This window comes from Solibacillus sp. FSL W8-0474 (assembly GCF_038004065.1).
Classification (GTDB): Bacteria; Bacillota; Bacilli; order Bacillales_A; family Planococcaceae; genus Solibacillus; species Solibacillus faecavium.
On sequence record NZ_JBBOQJ010000001.1, the window covers coordinates 1,213,395 to 1,233,675 of the forward strand.

Below are 20,281 nucleotides of genomic sequence, written 5' to 3' on the forward strand. Positions count from 1 at the left end.
AGGAGGAAACTATATGACTGGAAAATCGCTTGAAAAAGATGAGCTACAGCAGCTAATGGATCTCGAAGATAAAAATATAAATTCCCGTACCTATGTTGGCTTATTTGGCAAAATTGTTATTGGAGTTGCAATTGTTTGGTCTATTTTCCAAATTTATATGAGCAGTATCGGTGTAATGGAAGCAACAAAGTTCCGTGCCTGGCATTTAGGATTTCTACTTTTATTTAGCTTTATATTTTATCCGGCAACAAAGAAAAGTGTAGGGACGAGAAGATTGCCAACATGGTTTGATAGCATTTGTATTACATTATCGATATTCGTGACGCTATATTTTGTTATTGTATACGATATTTTAGTTCGGGACCGCGCAGGAGAAAATACGGTTCTTGATCTATGGGTCGGCGCAATAGCTATTATGTTACTGTTTGAGGCAGCACGCCGCGTTGTCGGCAATGCACTGACATTAATTGCGCTGTTCTTCTTAGCCTACAACTTCTTCGGTGCATATATTCCAGGTATTCTAGGACATTACGGATTCAGCTTAGAACGTATCATCAATATTATGTTCTGGGGTGGACAAGGCATTTTCGGTACTGCACTTGGTGTATCGGCAACATACATTTTCATTTTCGTACTGTTTGGTGCCTTCTTGAAAAATAGTGGCTTTTCAGATTTCATTAATGACCTGGCACTAACAATTGCAGGGCGTACAGCAGGTGGCCCGGCAAAGGTAGCAGTATTCGCTAGTGCGCTAATGGCAACGATTAGCGGAAGTGCTGTAAGTAATGTTGTTACAACCGGTACAGTTACTATTCCAATGATGAAAAAGGCCGGTTATTCGAAAAAATTTGCAGGAGCGGTAGAGGCAGTTGCTTCAACAGGGGGTTTAATTGCCCCGCCAGTCATGGGTGCAGCTGCTTTCATTATGGCAGAATACATAGGTGTTTCGTATTCAGTCGTGATGTTGGCTGCCATTATACCGGCAGTTCTCTACTATTTAACGTTGTTTATGATCGTCCATTTTGAAGCGAAAAAAATGGGGTTATCAGGTATTTCAAAAGAAAATATTCCCGTTGCCAAGCAAGTTTTAAAAAATGGCGGCCACTTATCAATTCCATTAATTATTTTATTATTTATGTTGTTTGCCGGATTTTCACCAATATATGCAGCAATCTTTGCGTTATTTGCAGTAGTGCCGACAGCGGCTATTCGAAAACATACACGTATGAGCTTAAAGACGGTGATTGATTCGGTCGTTGAAGGGGTCAAAGGAGCAATAAGTGTTGGGATTGCCTGTGCGATTGTCGGCATTGTCATTGCAACAATTACATTGACAAGTATCGGCTTAATCATCGGTAATAACGTATTAAGCTTTGCTGGAGACAGTGTCATGCTGGCGGCTATTTTAACAGCGGTTATAAGTATCGTATTGGGGATGGGTATCCCGGCAACTGCAGCATATATTATTGTGGCAACGATTTCAGTACCGATTTTAACTCAATTAGGTGTACCGGCGATTGCAGCCCATATGTTTGCCTTTTACTTTGCTGCTTTATCCAGTATTACACCACCTGTAGCATTAGCACCATATGCAGCTGCCGGTATTGCAGGTGAATCGCCGAATAAAGTCTCGTTTGAATCGGTTCGCTTAGGGTTGATTGGCTTTATTGTACCGTTCTTCTTCATTTTCAATCCGGCCCTTCTGCTCACAGGCGGAACAATCGAAGAATACATTATAGCGGCAATTACAGCATGTATCGGTGGCGTATCGATCGCGGCTGGTATTAAAGGGTATTTACTTCGCCGAACATATTTTATGGAGCGTCTTGTTTTCTTTTTCGCAGGAATTGCGCTAATGGATACAACTATAATCTATAACTTAATTGCTTTGGCATTGATTGGCATTGCTGTTACAACACAAATTATGATGAAGCAGCCTGAACGTAAAGTTGTACCATCGTTAATAAAAGGTGAAGAAGCGAGGTGATGGGGATGCGCCCATTGGAAAATATTAAAATATTGGATTTATCCCGTGTCTATGCGGCACCAGCAGGAACGATGATTTTAGCGGATTTAGGGGCAGAGGTTATTCGAATCGAGCATCCGAATGGCTCTGACAGTATGCGTGATTGGGGTCCGTTCATAAATGGTGAGAGCACTTATTATATTAGTGCCAATCGAAATAAAAAGTCGATTATCTTAAACTTAAAGGATACTTCGGATAAAGAGGTCCTATTGGATTTAATAAAAGAGTCGGATGTTATTATTGATAACTTTAAAACGGGCGATATGAAAAAGATGGGGCTCGATTATGAAAATTTGAAACAAATTAATCCGCGCATCATTCAATGCTCTGTGACCGGCTTTGGTCAAACGGGACCTCTTGCCAACGAACCCGGATTTGATCCAGTCATTCAGGCAATGAGCGGCTTAATGGATGTAACAGGACATCCGGATGGGGAAGCGACGAAAGTAGGAGTGCCAATTGCTGATATTTTAACCTCCCATTATGTAGTAATCGGTATTTTATCAGCATTGCGCATGCGTGATTTAACGGGGCGAGGTCAGTTTATCGACTTAGCACTGCTTGACGTACAGATGAGCTCCCTTGCGAATATTTCAAGTGCCTATTTAAATACAGGCTTCGAATCATCGAGGCTCGGTAACAAACATAATAACGTAGCACCTTATCAAGTATTTGAATGTGCAGATGGTCCGCTCATGTTTTGTGTAGGGACCGAAGATCAGTTTAGAAAGTTTTGTGAAATGGTTAATCGACGTGAGTGGACTTTGGATGAACGTTTTAAAACGAATACGCTACGTAAGCAAAATGAACCTGTATTGACGGCGTTAATTTCTGAGGTTACTAAAACAAAAACCCGTGATGAATGGATCAAGTTATTGCAGCAGTTTAAAATTCCGGGTGGACGCGTCAATACTGTAGCAGAGGCGTTTCAACAACCTCAAGTTATTGCACGCAATTTAATAGGGGAGATGGATCATCCAGTATACGGTACTGTAAAATTTGTGAAAAATCCCTTGCAATATTCCGAATTGAATATTTCCTACGATAGCGGTCCACCACTTTTAGGTGAGCATACTGAAGAAATTTTGAAAATGAATAAAAGCTGAAGTATAAAGATTTTTGCCATTGAATAAATGGCGGAAAAGGTAATTGTGACTTTTAGCATAAGCCCTTCTTTTTTCTTCCAATTATTTTTGATACTATTAGGAAAAGGGGGCGTCTGGATGGAGCAAAACAAGTTTGAAAAAATGTATTTAATGCAAACCGTACAAAAAACAATAGTTATACTACGTGCCTTCACAAAAGAACAACCAAAGCTGTCTTTAACAGAATTAAATAAAAAAACTGGAATCGGCTTATCAAGTCTGCAAAGATTTGTAGCTACTTTAGTATACGAAGGATTCCTGATTCGAGATGAGCGCACAAAACATTATCAACTAGGCTTATCATTAATTCACTTAGGGAAGTTAGTCGAGGAAGAATCCAGCATCATTACAATTGCGCAGCCTATTCTTCAACAGCTTAACCACATAACAAATGAAAGTATTTCGATGAGTACTATTGATGGCAATGAGCGCCGTTGTATTATGAACATTGAAAGTAATTATGCATTATCGGCCCGTAATCATGTAGGAGATACGTCGCCGCTATATGCAGGCGCCTCTGCAAAATCAATGCTGGCGTTCTTACCCCAGAAAGAAATTGATGAGTATTTAAATAATGTGGAATTACAGCGTGTGACAGAAAATACGGTTGTTGATCGTGAACAATTGATGCAACAGCTACAGCAAGTACGTGAACAACAATACATTTTCACAAGAGCAGAGCGTATTGTTGGGGCCTGTTCATTCAGTACAGCTATTATTTCAAATGGAAGACCGATTGCATCCATTGCGATTATTATTCCGGAAGCACGTTTTGATGAGGGGCAATTTAATACGTTGCGCGACTTGATCCTGCAGGCTAAATTCGATATTGAAAAGCAGCTGAATAAATGAAACAATCCAACCGGGTATGAATCGGTTGGATTGTTTTGTTTTTTGCGGGATGATGGCGGTGGGGGAAAGCTGTAACTGGAGAAATAGAGGGAGAAATTCCGCTTATTTAGAAAAAGGTAAAAAAATAGCCAAAATAAGCGGAGAAATTCCGTCTATTGACCCAAATAACATAGGTAGGATGGCTTTTTACGTACCATAAGAGGAAAATCTCCCCTTATTTATTCAAAGATAAGCGCCATTTTTAAAATAACAGCAAAAACTCCGCTTATTTTCATTGCTCAGTTCATATTGAAGTTACTAAATATAATAGGGTAAGAAAAAAAGCACTTTCTATACGAGAACGAACGGAAAGTGCCTTAATTATCCATATTTATTTGGGAATTAGAATACTAAATGCTTCTCAATATAAGCCTTAACCTCAGCAATCGGCATGCGGATTTGTTCCATAGAATCACGGTGACGAACTGTTACTTGGCCGTCTTCTTTTGAATCGAAATCGTATGTGATACAGAATGGTGTACCGATTTCATCTTGGCGGCGGTAACGTTTACCGATTGATTGAGACTCGTCGAAGTCAACCGGGAAAGATTTACGTAAGTCAGCCCATACTTCGCCTGCTTCGTCTGATAATTTTTTCGATAATGGTAACACTGCTGCTTTGAATGGTGCTAGTGCAGGGTGGAAACGTAATACGGTACGTTTGTCATCGCCTTCTAACGCTTCTTCATCATAAGCGTCACATAAAAATGCTAATGTTACACGGTCAGCACCTAAAGATGGCTCGATGCAGTATGGTACATAGCGTTCGTTTGTAATTGGATCAATGTACGTGAAATCTTCACCTGAATGCTCCATATGTTGTTTTAAGTCGAAGTCTGTACGGTCAGCGATACCCCATAGCTCGCCCCAGCCGAATGGGAAGCGGAATTCGATATCAGAAGTTGCATTTGAGTAGTGAGACAACTCATCTTCCTCATGGTCACGCATACGCATAGATTCTTCGTTCATGCCTAAGTTTAATAACCAGTTTTTACAGAAGTTTTTCCAGTATTCGTGCCACTCTAAGTCTTCACCTGGCTTACAGAAGAATTCTAATTCCATTTGTTCAAATTCACGTGTACGGAATGTGAAGTTACCTGGTGTAATTTCGTTACGGAAAGATTTACCTACTTGTGCGATACCAAATGGTGTACGTTTACGCATAGAACGTTGAACATTTTTGAAGTTCACGAAGATCCCTTGTGCTGTTTCAGGACGTAGGAAGATTTCATTTGTTGAAGATTCAGTTACACCTTGGAACGTTTTGAACATTAAGTTGAATTGACGGATATCTGTGAAATCGATTTTGCCACAATCAGGACAAGCTACTTCAAGCTCTTCCATTTTTGCTTTCATTTGGTCGAATGTCATACCGTCAACGATGATTTCTTCGCCCGTTTTAGCTAAGTTTGCATCCTCGATTAATTTGTCTGCACGGTGACGAGCTTTACAAGATTTACAGTCGATCATTGGGTCGTTGAAGTTACCAACGTGACCAGAAGCAACCCAAGCTTTTGGATTCATTAAAATTGCTGCGTCTAATCCTACGTTGTGTTCAGATTCCTGAACGAATTTTTGCCACCAAGCTTTTTTAACATTGTTTTTTAATTCCACACCTAGTGGACCGTAATCCCAAGTGTTTGCTAAACCACCGTAAATTTCAGATCCAGGGAATACGAATCCGCGATGTTTTGCTAATGATACAATAGTTTCCATTGATTTTTCTGCCATGAAAAATCCCTCCTAATAAATATTAATAATTGAGCGCAGTATCAGAATTTCTTCGGTACGCGCTGCAAGAAGATAAAAAGCACCCGTCTCCGGGCACAAACTTCATGCCCGGGGACGAGTGCATCATGACGATATACCCGCGGTTCCACCCCGCTTGTTTTTAAATAAATAAAAACCTCTTTTATAAAATGAGCTCAGGGGTGCCGTTTCTCAATTCGCTGTAGGCTTGCACTATCCCTACTCGCTCATGTTAGAATTGATACTTATTATTCCCTTCATCGCTTACATATGAAATTAAATTGTTCGCTCATATTGTAGCATGGGATTGTTTTCTTCGCAATATAGAAGAAAATAGTATATAATAATTGAGGAAAAAGTATAACATTATTTGAAGCGGGTGAGTCCAATCGAACTCAATAAACGTCAAGATGCAATCTTGCAAATTGTAAAAGAAAATGGTCCTATTACGGGCGAACATATTGCCGAGCGCCTAGGATTAACACGAGCTACTTTAAGACCGGACTTAGCCATATTAACGATGGCAGGTTTTTTGGATGCGCGACCTCGTGTCGGCTATTTTTATGCGGGGAAAAAATCAACGGCTGCCTTTACAGAATCGATGCTAAATTTAAAAGTAAAAGATTTCCAATCTGTTCCTGTAGTTGTTTCAGAAGAGATGACAGTATATGAAGCTATAATACATATGTTCTCTGAAGATGTAGGGACTCTGTTTGTAGTTGATAAAAATGAAATGCTGCAAGGTGTATTATCGCGAAAAGACTTATTACGTTCCAGTATCGGGACTCAGGATTTAAATAAAATGCCTGTGCATATAATTATGACAAGAATGCCGAATATCGCGTATTGTCTTAAATCCGATACATTAGTAAATACAGCAAAAAAATTAATTGAACGGGAAATTGATTCTGTGCCAGTTGTAGAAGAAACTGAGCAAGGGCTTATTATCACGGGACGATTAACGAAAACAAGTATTACCCGTGCATTTATCTCATTAGCTGAAACTCATGATTTATAGGTGATTTTATGAAAAAGTTGACAATATTTGTCGTATCCGATTCTGTTGGGGAAACAGGAGAAGCAGCTGTTAAAGCCGTAGTTAGCCAATTTCGACCAAACTTCGAAAAAGTAAGAATTCGTAAGTTTCCACATATAACACATATAGATGTGCTTGAAAAAATTGTGCAGATTGCTCAAACAAATGGGGCGACAATTGTATTTACACTAGTTGAAAAGAACATGCGTCTTGCCCTACTAAAAATTGCTATGGAATATAATGTACCTGTTATTGACCTATTAGGTTCAATGCTCGATTTAATCGAAACTTCCTTTGATGAGAAGCCTTTGCAAAAGCCTGGTTTAGTCCATCAATTGGATGATGATTACTTCAAGAAAATCGAAGCGATTGAATTTGCTGTAAAATATGATGACGGACAAGATCCGCGCGGTATTTTACTGGCCGATATTGTACTAATTGGTGTATCAAGAACTTCAAAAACACCTTTATCCCAATATTTAGCGCATAAAAGATATAAAGTAGCGAACGTTCCACTAGTCCCTGAAGTTAAGCCGCCTATAGAATTAATGCAAATTGATCCGAAAAAGTGCTTTGGGTTGGTCATTACGCCTGAAAAGTTAAATAACATTCGGAAAGAGCGCTTAATTACGTTAGGTTTAACAGAAGATGCTTTTTATGCACAACATAATAGAATTGAAGAAGAAATTCGCTACTTTTATAGCATTGTCGATAAAATTGGCTGTCGTGCCATTGATGTGACGAATCGTGCTGTAGAAGAAACAGCCCATAAAATATTAGATATGCTAGAGCTTGAATGTAAATAGACTCTAAAGCCACCTCTTGACAACTAGAAGGGGAGGTTTTTTTAGTGGAAGGATATTTTATTCTTTTGATATATTAAGATTTATACTTTTGATCTAGTTAAAACTTATAGAAATCGATAAAAATCGTTCTATTTAGCCTTTTTTCTTATATTTTTTACGAAAAATTATAGCAACAGTAGTCTTTTTGTTTTATAATATTAAAATTGTGGTAAAAATATTAATTATAGAGTAATTACAAATTTGTTTTATAAATTTTGTCGTATTTTAGAGGATTTTTGTAATTTATCTCGAATAGTGTAGATGGTGATAATGTGGCTGGAAAAATACCTGAACATGTGATTGAACAAATTCGCTCGCAGTCGGATATAGTCGATGTTATAAGTGATTATATGCAATTGACGAAAAAAGGGCGCAACTATTTCGGCTTATGTCCGTTTCATGGAGAGCAAACACCTTCATTTTCCGTTTCTACCGATAAACAGATTTTTCATTGTTTTGGCTGTGGCGCTGGAGGAAATGCAATCACTTTTGTAATGGACATTGAACAATTGTCGTTTCCAGATGCACTCATTAAATTAAGTCAGCGTGCAGGGATTCCGTTAGAAATGGAATTATCGACTGAACAGACAATGTCGAATTCGACCGTCTCAAAAAAAGAACAACAAATGAGAGAAGCTCATAATTTTGCAGTAGAGTTTTATCATCATATTTTGATAAACACTGAAGACGGCGAACCTGCATTAAATTATTTACTTGAAAGAGGATTTACACAGGAACAAATCGAAACACATCAAATAGGATGGGCTTTACCGAATTGGGATACGCTTTCAATATTATTGGAGCGTAAAGGGTATGACTTATCGGAAATGGCTGAAAGCGGTCTTATTATCCAAAAAGAAAGCGACGGCAGCTATTTTGATCGTTTCCGTGGACGGATTATGTTTCCTATTCGAGATGAAAATGGAAAGCCAATAGCATTTTCAGGCAGGATTTTAAATACGGATGGCGAAGATGCTAAGTACCTGAATAGTCCTGAAACGCCTATCTTTCATAAAAGTCAAGTGCTTTATAATTTAGATAAGGCACGAGCATCAATTCGAAAAGTAAGACAAGTTATTTTAATGGAAGGCTTTATTGATGTATTGGCAGCTAATCGTGCAGGCATATTCAATGCAGTTGCAACGATGGGTACGTCGCTAACACCCCAGCATATTACAAAGCTCAAACGCTTAGTTCAGCAAGTTACAGTTTGCTATGATGGTGATAATGCTGGTTTTGAAGCGGCAAAGCGGGCTGCACAAATGCTCAATGAAGAAAAAATTAAAGTCGAAGTTGCTGTTATACCGGATAAACTTGACCCGGATGATTACATTCGTACACATGGTCAAGAAGCATTTAAAAACCAAATAATCGAAAAGCCACACGCGTATATTGCATTTATGATGATGCATGCTAAACGTGGCAAAAATTTTCAGTTTGAAAATGACACACTTCAGTACATTCAGGAAGTACTTGAGACGTTAAAAAATAATACTTCTCCTATTGAAAGAGATTTATACATTCGTCAACTTTCCAATGAGACTAATATTTCTCAAGAAGCGATTAGTACGCAATTACGAAAAATCGCTGCGGATAATGTGAAAGAAAAAAAACGCGAACAAAGTACAGTGAATGTATCGAGTACCCAAATGCAGCGGGATCGCAAAAAAGATGCAACAGATCGTGCAGAAAGTATACTTTTAGCCTATATGTTGCATGATGTAAATATTGTGAACAAAGTGCTTCGAGAAGGAAATAATGAACCGTTCATTCATGAGGAATATTTATCCGTATTTGTACGTTTAATCGGATTTTACGAAGAATATGAAATGGCTGATTTTCATCGGTTCGTTGAAGTTTTAAATGATAATGATTTACGCAAAATTGTGATGGATGCTGCGTTACTTGAACGTGACCCTGATAATGGAGAAGCGGAAATTAACGATTGTTTAAAACAAATCGAAAAACGTCGATTAGAACTAAAAATAGAAGAACTAAAGCATAAACAAAAAGAAGCAGAAAAGATGCACGAGCATAGACGAGCACTTGAAATTGCCCAGCAAATTATCGAATTAAGCAGAAGGATAAAAATGGGCGTTTAACTCGATTTGTTTTTAGAAGGAGGAAGGTTTATGGCGGACAAGTCAAAACATTCAAAAGATACGGTGGTAAACGGGGTTTCATTAGAGCAAGTAAAAAAGCAACTTTTAGCTAAAGCAAAACAAGTTGGCGAAATGTCAATGAAGGAAATTTCAGATACATTAGCCTTTTTTGAATTAGAAAATGAAGAAATTTTCAACTTTGCCGATGAGATCGAAAAAAATGATGTAACTGTTGAAGGTAAAGAAGAATTTGAAGAAGAAGCACTTTCTAAACAAGAATCTAGTGAAGAAGCTTTTGATTTAAATGATTTAAGTGTTCCTCCGGGTGTTAAAATTAACGATCCAGTACGCATGTATTTAAAAGAAATTGGACGTGTGGATTTACTTTCTGCTGAGGAAGAAATTCGTTTAGCAGAACGCATTGAGCAAGGTGATGAAGAAGCTCGTAAACGTTTGGCAGAAGCGAACCTACGTCTTGTAGTATCTATTGCAAAGCGCTACGTTGGTCGAGGCATGCTGTTTTTAGACCTTATCCAAGAAGGAAACATGGGACTTATTAAAGCAGTTGAAAAGTTTGATCACCGCAAAGGATTTAAGTTCTCAACATATGCAACATGGTGGATTCGTCAGGCCATTACACGTGCCATTGCTGACCAAGCACGTACGATTCGTATACCAGTGCACATGGTTGAAACGATTAACAAATTAATCCGTGTTCAACGTCAACTTCTGCAAGATTTAGGTCGTGAGCCATCTCCAGAGGAAATTGGAGAAGAAATGGACTTAACACCTGAAAAAGTACGTGAAATTTTGAAAATTGCTCAAGAACCGGTTTCTTTGGAAACGCCAATTGGGGAAGAAGATGATTCGCACTTAGGAGACTTCATTGAAGACTCAGAAGCACAATCACCTTCTGATCATGCAGCATATGAGCTTTTAAAAGAACAGCTGGAAGATGTACTAGATACATTAACAGACCGTGAAGAGAATGTATTACGTCTACGTTTCGGTTTAGATGATGGTCGTACTCGTACATTGGAAGAAGTAGGGAAAGTATTTGGCGTTACACGTGAGCGTATTCGTCAAATCGAGGCAAAAGCATTACGTAAACTTCGCCACCCATCTCGTTCAAAACGCTTGAAAGACTTCCTAGAATAGGGAATATGGAAAAGATGAAGAATTTTTTTCTTCATCTTTTTTTCTTATGTATTTTAGTTAATAAGTATTGGTTTTTGCGAACGGTGCCGTTACTTTATGCTGATGTTCATTCTTGAAGTATTAATTACAATTATATATATAACTTACATATATGGGGCGAAGTCATGTCAAATCAGAAAAAGCAGATTATTATGAATGAAATTAGCTTTTGGAAACAAAATAAATTGTTGCCAGGGCAGTATTGCGATTTTTTAATGACACTTTATTCAGAAGGCAATCATAGCGATGATGAAATCACAGGTCAGGCCAAAAAAGCGATACATAATGTTGAAAAACGAAAAAAGTTTAATTTAGCTGTATTTTTTCCTATAAGTGCGTTTGTCATTTTATTATTGCTGTTCACCATTCAATTTGAATGGGTAGTCATTGCTGTAGCGGCTGTGTTTGCAGTTAGCTGCCTGATCGGAGCGCTCTATTTCGCTAAAAGAAACCATCTATTGGCAGTCATGCTACAACTGGCCACAGCTTTAGCGACTTTAGGTGTTACCTTAAAAGTAAGTACCACATATTTTGCCGGCAATAATGAGATGCTTTATATCTTTTTAATTATTAACTGTGTATTTTGGTTAATAAGTGGCATTATGATGAAAATTATTTATTTTACGATTTCAGGCATTCTTGGTTTACTCGTAATAATCAGTGCTTGGATTTATTTCCTTTAAGCAACAATACATAATTATAAATTGAGGCTATGTAGAAAGTTATGAACTTTTTATATAGCTTTTTTATTATATCATTCTACAAATTTCTCTATAAAACGCGTATATTTTCTGTAAAAAACAATATTTTTAGATTACAATGGAAATGTAGCACATTGAGGGTGAGAGGATGAATGTTATGAATTTTGATTTATCAACAGAGCAAAGCATGTTACAAAAAATGATTCGGGAATTTTCAGATGAAGTAGTGGCACCGGGAGCAATCGAACGTGATAAAAATAAAGCCTTTCCAGTAGAGGTTTTCAAGCAGCTTTCTGATATGGGGATTATGGGGTTACCGTTTCCGGAAGAATATGGCGGGGCAGGAGCAGACACGATTAGTTTTGCTATTGTTACAGAGGAATTAAGCCGTACATGTGCATCTACAGGTATTACATATTCGGCTCATATTTCGTTAGGCGGCGCACCATTACATTTATTCGGTACAGAGAAGCAGAAGGAAAAATATTTAACACCGATTTGTACAGGGGAATCATTTGGCGCGTTCGGATTAACTGAACCTAACGCTGGATCGGATGCTGGGGGTACTGAAACGACGGCATCATTGGAAAATGGTGAATTTGTTATTAACGGGTCAAAAGTTTTTATAACAAATGCTAGTTTCGCAAAACATTTGGCGTTGACAGCGATCACGGGCCGTAATGGAGAACATAAAGAAATTAGTGCAATCATTGTGCCGACTGATACACAAGGCTTCACAATTAAATCAGAGTACGAAAAGATGGGCTTAAATGCATCCAATACGACAGAACTTATTTTGGAGAATGTGCGTGTTCCTGAAGAAAATCTATTAGGTGTAAGAGGGAATGGCTTTAAGCAATTTTTAACGACACTTGATGGAGGACGTATCGGTATTGCGGCAATGGCAGTTGGGATTGCCCAAGGTGCTTTAGATAAAGCAATTCAGTATGCAAAAGAACGTAAGCAATTTGGTAAGACTTTATCACAATTCCAGGCAACACAGTTTAAATTGGCTGATATGGAGGTAAAAGTACAATTAGCAAGGACTTTTGTTTACAAAGCAGCCTGGTTAAAAGACCAAGGGCGTCCATTCGGTAAAGAGGCAGCTATTGCAAAATACTATGCTTCGGAAATGGCGATGGAAGTTTGCGATGAGGCAATTCAAATCCATGGCGGCTATGGCTATATGAAAGAATATGAAGTAGAGCGCTATTTACGTGATGCAAAGTTATTGGAAATCGGAGAAGGTACTTCGGAAGTACAGAAAATGGTAATTGCAAGACATATATTGTGATGAAAATGACAAATTGGATAAATTGTTACAAAGCTAGTAAAAGTTGTCCGATAGGTCTTTTAGTTTTCTAGTGAATCAAGTACAATTAGTATTGTTTACTAGGCATTTGCCTAGAAAGAAATAGAATATTTAATGAGGGAGGGGAACGCAATGAAAAACAATCCACTTATTCCTTACACACTTATCATGGCATTCGGTATAGCACTAATTTTCTTCATGTCATTTGAGGGTGCAGCTGATAAAAACAGTGCGGATGGTGATCATGCAGGCGAAACTGCTGAATTAAGCGGTGAAGATATCGCTCAAAAGAACTGTATTTCTTGTCACGGTGGAGATTTAACTGGTGGCGGAGGTCCTAGTATTGTTGGCTTAGATGCAGAACATATTAAAGATGTAGCATTAAATGGTTCGGAAAGCGGCGCTATGCCACCAATTCTTAAAAACGAAGCTGAAGCGGAAGCGGTAGCAGAATATATTTCTGGTCTGTAAAGATCATAAAAGTGTAGAAATTAGAGAAATCTATTTTCTGCACTTTTTTGATATGCAAATATTTGTTGGAAAGAGACGTTTTTACAAAAGTTCTATATAATATAGTTAGTTTGTGATATAGAAATGAGGATATTTAATATGAACGCACAAAAACTTTCAAAACGACTAGAAAAGGTTGCTTCATTTGTACCTACAGGGGCAGTTGTAGCTGATATTGGCAGTGACCATGCATACCTACCATGTTATTTAGTGCATAAAGGGATTGCTTCTCGTGCAGTAGCGGGTGAAGTAGTTAAGGGACCTTATGAATCAGCAGTTAAACAAGTACGGACAGAAGGTTTAACCGATAAAATTACAGTTCGCATGGCCGATGGTTTAGCTGCAGTAGAAGAAGGGGATGAGATAACTGCAGTAACAATTGCAGGAATGGGTGGCCCTTTAATCGTTTCAATTCTAGAAAAGCATCCACAGGCATTAAAAACGGTTACCCGCCTAATTTTACAGCCAAATATCCATGCTAAAGCGATTCGGGAATGGGCGCTTGCGAATCGTTGGGCAATTCAGGACGAAGTGATTTTGGAAGAGGACGGCAAAGTTTATGAAGTGCTCGTTTTACAGCGCGGAGAAATGAAGTTAACGGAAGCAGAAATTTTACTTGGACCAAAGTTAATGAGTACAAAATCACCCGTTTTTGTACAGAAATGGTCGCGCGAAATCGCCAATTGGGAACGTGTTCAACAAGCGATTGCACAAGCGGAAAGCACGCCTGAAAATCAAGCAAAGCATGAAGAATTAACACACTTAATAAAACTGGTACAGGAGGCGATTGCGTGAAGTCAGTAAATGGCAACGAAATTATTCAACTGTTCGAATCATGGTCACCGAAAAAATATGCATGTATGCCTAATGACCCGATTGGATTGGCTATCGGAACATTAAATAAACCCGTCTCAAAAGTGCTTGTTACGTTAGACGTGACACATGAAGTGGTCGACGAAGCGATTGAAAATGGGTGTGAACTTATTATTGCCCATCACCCACCGATCTTCATGAAATTATCCAATTTACGAACAGATAATCCGCAAGGCGCATTATATGAAAAATGTCTAAAAAACGATATTGCCGTATATGCAGCCCATACAAATTTAGATGTCGCACCAGGTGGGGTAAATGACTTATTGGCAGATGCTCTGCAATTGGAAGAGCGACGAATTTTGGATATTTCCTACGAGGAAAAAATGATGAAGCTTGCTGTTTTTGTTCCTGTTGACGATGCTGATGAGTTGCGCGAAGTTTTAGCTAAAGCTGGAGCCGGACGATTAGGAAATTATGAAGCATGCAGCTACACACTGGCTGGTAAAGGACGTTTCCGCGCAGTAGAAGGAGCAGATCCTGCTGTAGGTGAAATAGGGGAACTGCATATAGAGCAGGAAGAAAAAGTTGAAGTTGTATTCCCGCAGTCGATGAAAAACAAAATATTAAAGGCTATGTTAAATAGTCATCCATATGAAGAGCCTGCGTATGATTTGTTTACGATGGATGTTGCGACAAACGAAGAAGGTTTGGGACGTATCGGAAAATTAAAAGAACCGATGACATTACGTGAATTTGCGGAATTTGTGAAAGTTCAATTAGATGTACCTTGCCTCCGTGCAGTAGGTCCTCTTGATCAGCCTGTGCAAAAGGTTGCTGTCGTCGGTGGTGACGGCAATAAGTACATTCGTACAGCAAAATTTGCAGGAGCCGATGTATTTGTAACAGGAGACATTGGCTTCCATATGGCTCAAAGTGCGGAATTGGATGGCTTAAGCATTATTGATCCTGGTCATCATGTAGAAAAAGTGATGATTAAAGGAGTCGCAGAAAAAATGACGTCTTTATGTAATGATAAAAAGTTACCTGTTGAGTTTCTTCAATCCAAGGTGCATACAGAGCCGTTTAAATTTATTTAGCATGTGATCAGGGAGAAAAATAAGCGGAGGAATTCCCCTTATTTTCAAAATTCCGTTCAAATTAAGTGAAATAAACGGAGGAATTCCGGTTATTCACATGAAATTCTGTAAATTACATGCTTTTTTAATCAATAGGCGGAATATCTCCGCTTATTTTGGTTATTTTTTCGTTAAATTAATAAATAAGCGGAATTTGTCCGTCTATTTTGCGCGCTATAGCAATAAAGCAGATCAAACTTTACTTATCCGTAAAATTTGATCTGCTTTTAATTTTGAATTAATTTTTGTCCGGCTGCTGCATTAAATAATGATACGAAACTACTAATCCTATTAAATAGATAACAACTAATAGATAGAGCGGAAGCAGGTGAATGAATGTTGTATAGCCGATTGCAAAATGTGTGCCGATACCTGCTAAAAAGGCGGGAAGGGCACCGAAAGCATACGTAAACCATAACCAGCGTTCACCCGCGCGGAATCCCCAAAGCGATAGACATAATACAAGGATGCCCACACTGATCAGTGCACTGCCAAAGCCAGCGCGGTCATGTGCAATCACTGGTATTAACATGTCGCTTATCGATTGCAGCATATCAACCGGCATACATAAAAAGCTAATATCAGTCGAGACAAATACTTTAGTAATACCAATGAAAGAAATAACGATTCCGCCAGTCAACAATAAAAAGCCGAGCATAACGAAAAGCAGTTGACCATAAACACCGCGCATCCAGATCCGGTCATTTGTGTCATGCCAAGAACGCGGGCTGCGGTTTGCCGTTTTGCTTTCCTGCCAGCTCAGTATATAGAGCGGCAGCAATAATAGCCAAAAAAGGCCGTGTAGCCAATCAAAATACCCATAGCCTATAAATAGTAAAATGCCTAAAAATCCAGTAATCGCGGCACTATGAAAAGCTACTTTAGCCCAGTGCAGCTGACGCCTTATCCCGAAATAGGCAAGCGACATATATAGAATTCCTGCAGATATCATCGTGCCTGCGAGTGACATTCGATCATGTGCCATAAAGGCCAATATTTGTGGATTAATGAGATTTAATTGTTGGTGTGTTAAACCGATGAAAGATTCATCATAATTTAAAATGACGGTTGTAAGCGCAAAATACTGTGCGATTAAGCCACCAATTAAAATACCAAGCCCAAATAAAAATGACCAATACCAGCTCTGTGCTTGGCTACCGGGCTCTTTTTCATAGAGTAGCCGTTCATGAATCCGTTTTGGTAAGCCGGGCCCTGCCTTTATATAACCTTCTGAAAGCATGATTAAATCTGCTCCAGACTCCTTTATACTAAGTGCCTGTGAAGGTGACTCTACCGCTCCGCTAGTTATGATAGGGGAATCAGGAAAGGAACTTTTTACATCCTTTACAGCCTGGTGCATTAACGAGAAAGCGTCACTATGTTCACTATAACGGTCCTCGGTAGCTGTAATAGGGGCATCGATAATAAATCCACTCACTGCTCTTGGGACTTGCTCGATTGTCTTAGCAGAATCCCCTGAAATTATTTGATAGAGAGTTGCCCCTATGTCCGAATCGAGCTGTTCTATCTGACTCGCATATAAAAAGAACCCATCTACATACGGAGAAAGCGGTGTTATACATGTATACAAATCCTGCCTATTTAAGCTTTCGTCTAAGCGTGCAAACAGAGGGATATGAATATTTTTAGTAATTACTAGTTTTAATGCATTTTTTAATAATACTTTTTCCTCTGTATGGGAAAATGAAATTTTCTGCTCCTGCCACTTTGGTGGTAGTTGTCGTGCAGGCTTTTTAACTAAAATAGGACCAATTTCCATAAAACTTAAACCGAGTTCCTGAAAAGCCGTTACCCCAGTAAGTTGAGGGTCCAATTTACAGCTAAGACCAATAGGTGAATTAAAATGAGTACCGTTTACCTGTTGCTGCAAAAGCGGGCTAGTTCGGTTGTGACCTAAAAATTCGATGAGGCGCTTTCCGCCGGGAATAGAAGCAATTGTCCGCATAGAATGATGGATGAATTGCCTACTGTTGTTCGCTTCCATCTTAGATAAAGCGATCTTTTTTAAAGGATGATAGGACCAATCTGGCATTTGAAGTCACCCCATTCTCGTTTTATTTCCAGTTTACCATACGAGAAAAGTAAATTTGAAAACGGATTTTATGAAATAGTATATAAGAAAAATCGATTACATCGCCGTTAAGCAATCTAATCGATTTTTGTGTTCTTCATTGATTAATGAGGCATAATTTTTTCTACTGGCTTAGGTGTTTTGATTTTCGGTAAAATTTTATCTAACGTTACCGAGCGAACAATTTCGTGTGTCGCTGGGTCGTTCTTATCGAATTTTTCCAAAAATGCAATGACTTCTTTTACGATTGGTGTCGGTGTTGAAGCTCCTGCTGTAACCGCAACTGTTTCAACATTTTCCAACCACTCGATTTGAAGCTCTGAAATATCTGAAATACGGTATGACGGAGTACCTGCTATTTCCACTGATACTTGAGTTAAACGGTTAGAGTTGTTTGATTTTGGATCTCCAACAACGATTAATAAATCAGAAGCTCCGGCTTGGTCAGCTACTGCTTCTTGACGTACTTGTGTCGCTAAACAAATTTCTTTGTGTACTTCTACATGTGGAAATTTTTCTTTTAAACTATCCATTAGGAAAGCTACATCCCATTGACTCATTGTCGTTTGGTTTGTAACGAGAATTTTTTCGTTTTCAAATGATAGACTATCAATATCTTTCATCGATTGGACTAAGTGAACACGGTCCGGGGCTACACCAATAGCGCCTTCTGGTTCTGGGTGTCCTTTTTTGCCGATGTAAATAATGTCATAACCTTCTGCTGTTTTTTCACGAATTAAATCATGTGTAACCGTAACGTCCGGGCATGTGGCATCAATCGATACCAATCCTTTACGCTTGGCAATTTCACGTATTTCCGGTGATACACCATGTGCCGTGAAAATTACAGTTCCTTCTTCCACTTGCTCTATAATATCTTTTCTGTTATCGCCATCAAGCGTAATAATACCATCCTGTTCAAAAGCATCTGTTACATGTTTATTGTGGACAATCATACCTAAAATATAGATTGGTCTTGGTAATGAAGTGTCAAGTGCAGCATTGCGAGCGATTACCATAGCATCAACTACGCCATAGCAGTAACCACGCGGATTAATTTTAATAACTTTCATTTAACGTAACTCCTTTCAAAGCCCTGTAAGTTCATTATATAGGACGTATATACTTTATTCAAAGTTCGCTTACTGAATTTCGGTTATTTCACAACAAATTATGAAGTCTAAATGTAAAGAAAAGCGGCTAAGCCTGAACTTGATGGAGATACAGATATTATATGAATTTGCTATAATGAAAGAAATGAATGGTATGTAAAGCGGGGGAGTGAAGTGACCCCTAAAAGTTAGACACGGTTATTTCATCTAGGCAGCTTGGGTGAACTGAGTTCGGTATTGCACCGGACTCAGTTTTAATTTTGCCTTGATTCGTTTCGTGTTGTAATATTTCATGTATTTTTCTAGTTCTACTTTAAAATGCTCGACACTTTTGAATTCCTTTAAGTAAAGGAATTCAGATTTCATAATCCCAAAGAAATTCTCCATCACTGCGTTATCATGACAATTCCCTTTACGTGACATGCTTTGCACAACGCCTTTTGCTTTTAGGGCATGGCGATATTGTTTCATTTGATAATGCCAACCTTGATCGGAATGCATCAATAGCTGGTGTTCCTTTGGTAATCTTTCTAAAGCTTTCTCTAACATCTCTGAAACCAATGAATACGTTGGTCTTGAGCCAATCGTATATGTAATAATTTCTCCGTTAAACAAGTCTAAAACAGGCGATAAATACAGCTTCTCACCAAACAATTTAAACTCTGTAATATCCGTTACCCATTTCTCATTAGGGGCGTCGGCTTTAAAGTTGCGATCCAGAATATTATCCGCAATTTTACCAACTGTGCCTTTATACGATTTATATTTTTTCATGCGAACGATGCACTTCAAACCTAGAACCTTCATGATGCGTTGAACCTTCTTATGATTCACTTTTTGCCCACGATTCGCGAGCTCGTCCCGAATGCGACGGTAGCCGTAACGACCCTCATGTTCGTCATAAATCGCTTGAATTTCAGCCTTTAAATCAGCGTCTGGGTCTGGTCGATTCATCTTCTTCACTAAATTGTAGTATGTGCTACGTTTGATTCCTGCGAATACCACAAGCGCCTTCACCGAGTATTTATGCCTTAATTCATAGATGACCTTTACTTTGTCTTCTTTGGTGATTTTTTCTTGGCTTGAACTAAGGCGTTCAACTTTTTTAAATACTCGTTTTCCATACGTAGACGATTGATTTCCGCTTGAAGCGCTTCAGGTGAGCCTTCTACTGGTGCTATTTTTGATTGTTTGTTCGTTTCTTTTTTCATGGATGGACGCCCCTTTTTCTTTGATTGAAGGGCATCGAATCCTTTTGTTTCAAACTGTTTTCGCCATTGAAGTATGGTTGATGGTGCTGCTATACCAAAGATAGCCGCTGTTTCATTTAAGGACGTACCGTATTCAATCATGTAATTTAGTACGTCTAGTTTAAACTGCGCCGAGTAATTTGTATATCGTTTTATAAAGGCTTCTGCTCCGTTATATTTATATTGTTTCGTCCATTTTATAATTGCCGCATGGTCTGTTCCTATCGATCGGGCGATTTCGATAGAACTCTCTTTCCCCTCTAGGTATCGTAAAACGGCTTTCAGTTTGTCCTCTGCTGAATATTTCGCCATATAAAAACTGCACCTCCAATTGTTAGATGTGTCTAACAATTGGGGTGCA

General features: G+C 38.6%; 16 protein-coding genes. 12 read left to right on the top strand and 4 right to left on the bottom strand.

What is annotated here, in order from left to right:
* The first annotated feature begins 13 nt into the window (after window positions 1–13).
* The 3 genes from NYE67_RS05895 (at window position 14) to NYE67_RS05905 (ending at window position 4,023) form a co-directional block, all read left to right on the top strand.
* Window positions 14–1,987, top strand: coding sequence for a TRAP transporter permease (locus NYE67_RS05895; RefSeq protein WP_340729473.1), 1,974 nt, complete (start codon window positions 14–16; stop codon window positions 1,985–1,987).
* Between the two features lie 5 nt (window positions 1,988–1,992).
* Window positions 1,993–3,132: a CaiB/BaiF CoA transferase family protein gene (locus NYE67_RS05900; protein WP_340729474.1), complete on the top strand. Its 1,140-nt coding sequence runs from the start codon at window positions 1,993–1,995 to the stop codon at window positions 3,130–3,132.
* Window positions 3,133–3,249: 117 nt separating this feature from the next.
* Window positions 3,250–4,023, top strand: a complete 774-nt coding sequence (locus NYE67_RS05905; RefSeq protein ID WP_340729475.1) for an IclR family transcriptional regulator — start codon at window positions 3,250–3,252, stop codon at window positions 4,021–4,023.
* A 381-nt stretch (window positions 4,024–4,404) separates the two neighbouring features.
* On the opposite strand, the gene NYE67_RS05910 is transcribed toward NYE67_RS05905, so the two are convergent.
* On the bottom strand, window positions 4,405–5,793 hold the full coding sequence (locus NYE67_RS05910) for a glycine--tRNA ligase (RefSeq protein WP_340727339.1): 1,389 nt from the start codon (window positions 5,791–5,793) through the stop codon (window positions 4,405–4,407).
* Between the two features lie 397 nt (window positions 5,794–6,190).
* On the opposite strand from NYE67_RS05910, the gene NYE67_RS05915 reads away from it, so the two are divergent.
* The 9 genes from NYE67_RS05915 to NYE67_RS05955 all read left to right on the top strand — a co-directional run bounded on the left by NYE67_RS05915 (window position 6,191) and on the right by NYE67_RS05955 (window position 15,427).
* A complete protein-coding gene (locus NYE67_RS05915; protein ID WP_340727340.1) occupies window positions 6,191–6,829 on the top strand; it encodes a helix-turn-helix transcriptional regulator in 639 nt (212 codons plus the stop codon).
* An 8-nt stretch (window positions 6,830–6,837) separates the two neighbouring features.
* Window positions 6,838–7,653 (top strand): pyruvate, water dikinase regulatory protein, encoded by an 816-nt coding sequence (locus NYE67_RS05920; RefSeq protein WP_191698285.1) that lies wholly within the window; start codon window positions 6,838–6,840, stop codon window positions 7,651–7,653.
* Between the two features lie 311 nt (window positions 7,654–7,964).
* A complete protein-coding gene (gene dnaG / locus NYE67_RS05925; protein ID WP_340729476.1) occupies window positions 7,965–9,794 on the top strand; it encodes a DNA primase in 1,830 nt (609 codons plus the stop codon).
* Between the two features lie 30 nt (window positions 9,795–9,824).
* Window positions 9,825–10,952 carry an RNA polymerase sigma factor RpoD gene (gene rpoD / locus NYE67_RS05930; RefSeq protein ID WP_191698283.1) on the top strand — a complete coding sequence of 376 codons (1,128 nt, stop codon included), beginning with the start codon at window positions 9,825–9,827 and terminating at the stop codon, window positions 10,950–10,952.
* 164 nt (window positions 10,953–11,116) lie between these two features.
* Window positions 11,117–11,674, top strand: coding sequence for a hypothetical protein (locus tag NYE67_RS05935; protein ID WP_340729477.1), 558 nt, complete (start codon window positions 11,117–11,119; stop codon window positions 11,672–11,674).
* Window positions 11,675–11,849: 175 nt separating this feature from the next.
* A complete protein-coding gene (locus tag NYE67_RS05940; RefSeq protein WP_340729478.1) occupies window positions 11,850–12,986 on the top strand; it encodes an acyl-CoA dehydrogenase family protein in 1,137 nt (378 codons plus the stop codon).
* 150 nt (window positions 12,987–13,136) lie between these two features.
* Complete coding sequence (locus NYE67_RS05945; RefSeq protein WP_340727345.1) at window positions 13,137–13,475, top strand: c-type cytochrome; 339 nt, start codon at window positions 13,137–13,139, stop codon at window positions 13,473–13,475.
* A gap of 138 nt (window positions 13,476–13,613) precedes the next feature.
* Window positions 13,614–14,309, top strand: coding sequence for a tRNA (adenine(22)-N(1))-methyltransferase (locus NYE67_RS05950; RefSeq protein WP_191698279.1), 696 nt, complete (start codon window positions 13,614–13,616; stop codon window positions 14,307–14,309).
* Window positions 14,306–15,427, top strand: a complete 1,122-nt coding sequence (locus NYE67_RS05955) for a Nif3-like dinuclear metal center hexameric protein (protein ID WP_340729479.1) — start codon at window positions 14,306–14,308, stop codon at window positions 15,425–15,427. Before NYE67_RS05950 ends, NYE67_RS05955 begins: the two co-directional genes overlap by 4 nt.
* A gap of 277 nt (window positions 15,428–15,704) precedes the next feature.
* Here NYE67_RS05955 and NYE67_RS05960 read toward each other — a convergent pair whose 3' ends face one another.
* From NYE67_RS05960 to NYE67_RS05970, 3 genes are all read right to left on the bottom strand, one after another.
* Window positions 15,705–17,519, bottom strand: coding sequence for a dihydroorotate dehydrogenase (locus NYE67_RS05960; RefSeq protein ID WP_340729480.1), 1,815 nt, complete (start codon window positions 17,517–17,519; stop codon window positions 15,705–15,707).
* Between the two features lie 143 nt (window positions 17,520–17,662).
* A complete protein-coding gene (locus NYE67_RS05965; RefSeq protein WP_340729481.1) occupies window positions 17,663–18,631 on the bottom strand; it encodes a 4-hydroxy-3-methylbut-2-enyl diphosphate reductase in 969 nt (322 codons plus the stop codon).
* A 246-nt stretch (window positions 18,632–18,877) separates the two neighbouring features.
* Window positions 18,878–20,232 (bottom strand): IS3 family transposase gene (locus NYE67_RS05970; RefSeq protein ID WP_340729482.1). Its coding sequence is split into 2 segments (ribosomal slippage): window positions 18,878–19,779 and window positions 19,779–20,232, totalling 1,356 coding nucleotides; the frame shifts between segments, so codons are not numbered across the junction.
* Window positions 20,233–20,281: the final 49 nt, after the last annotated feature.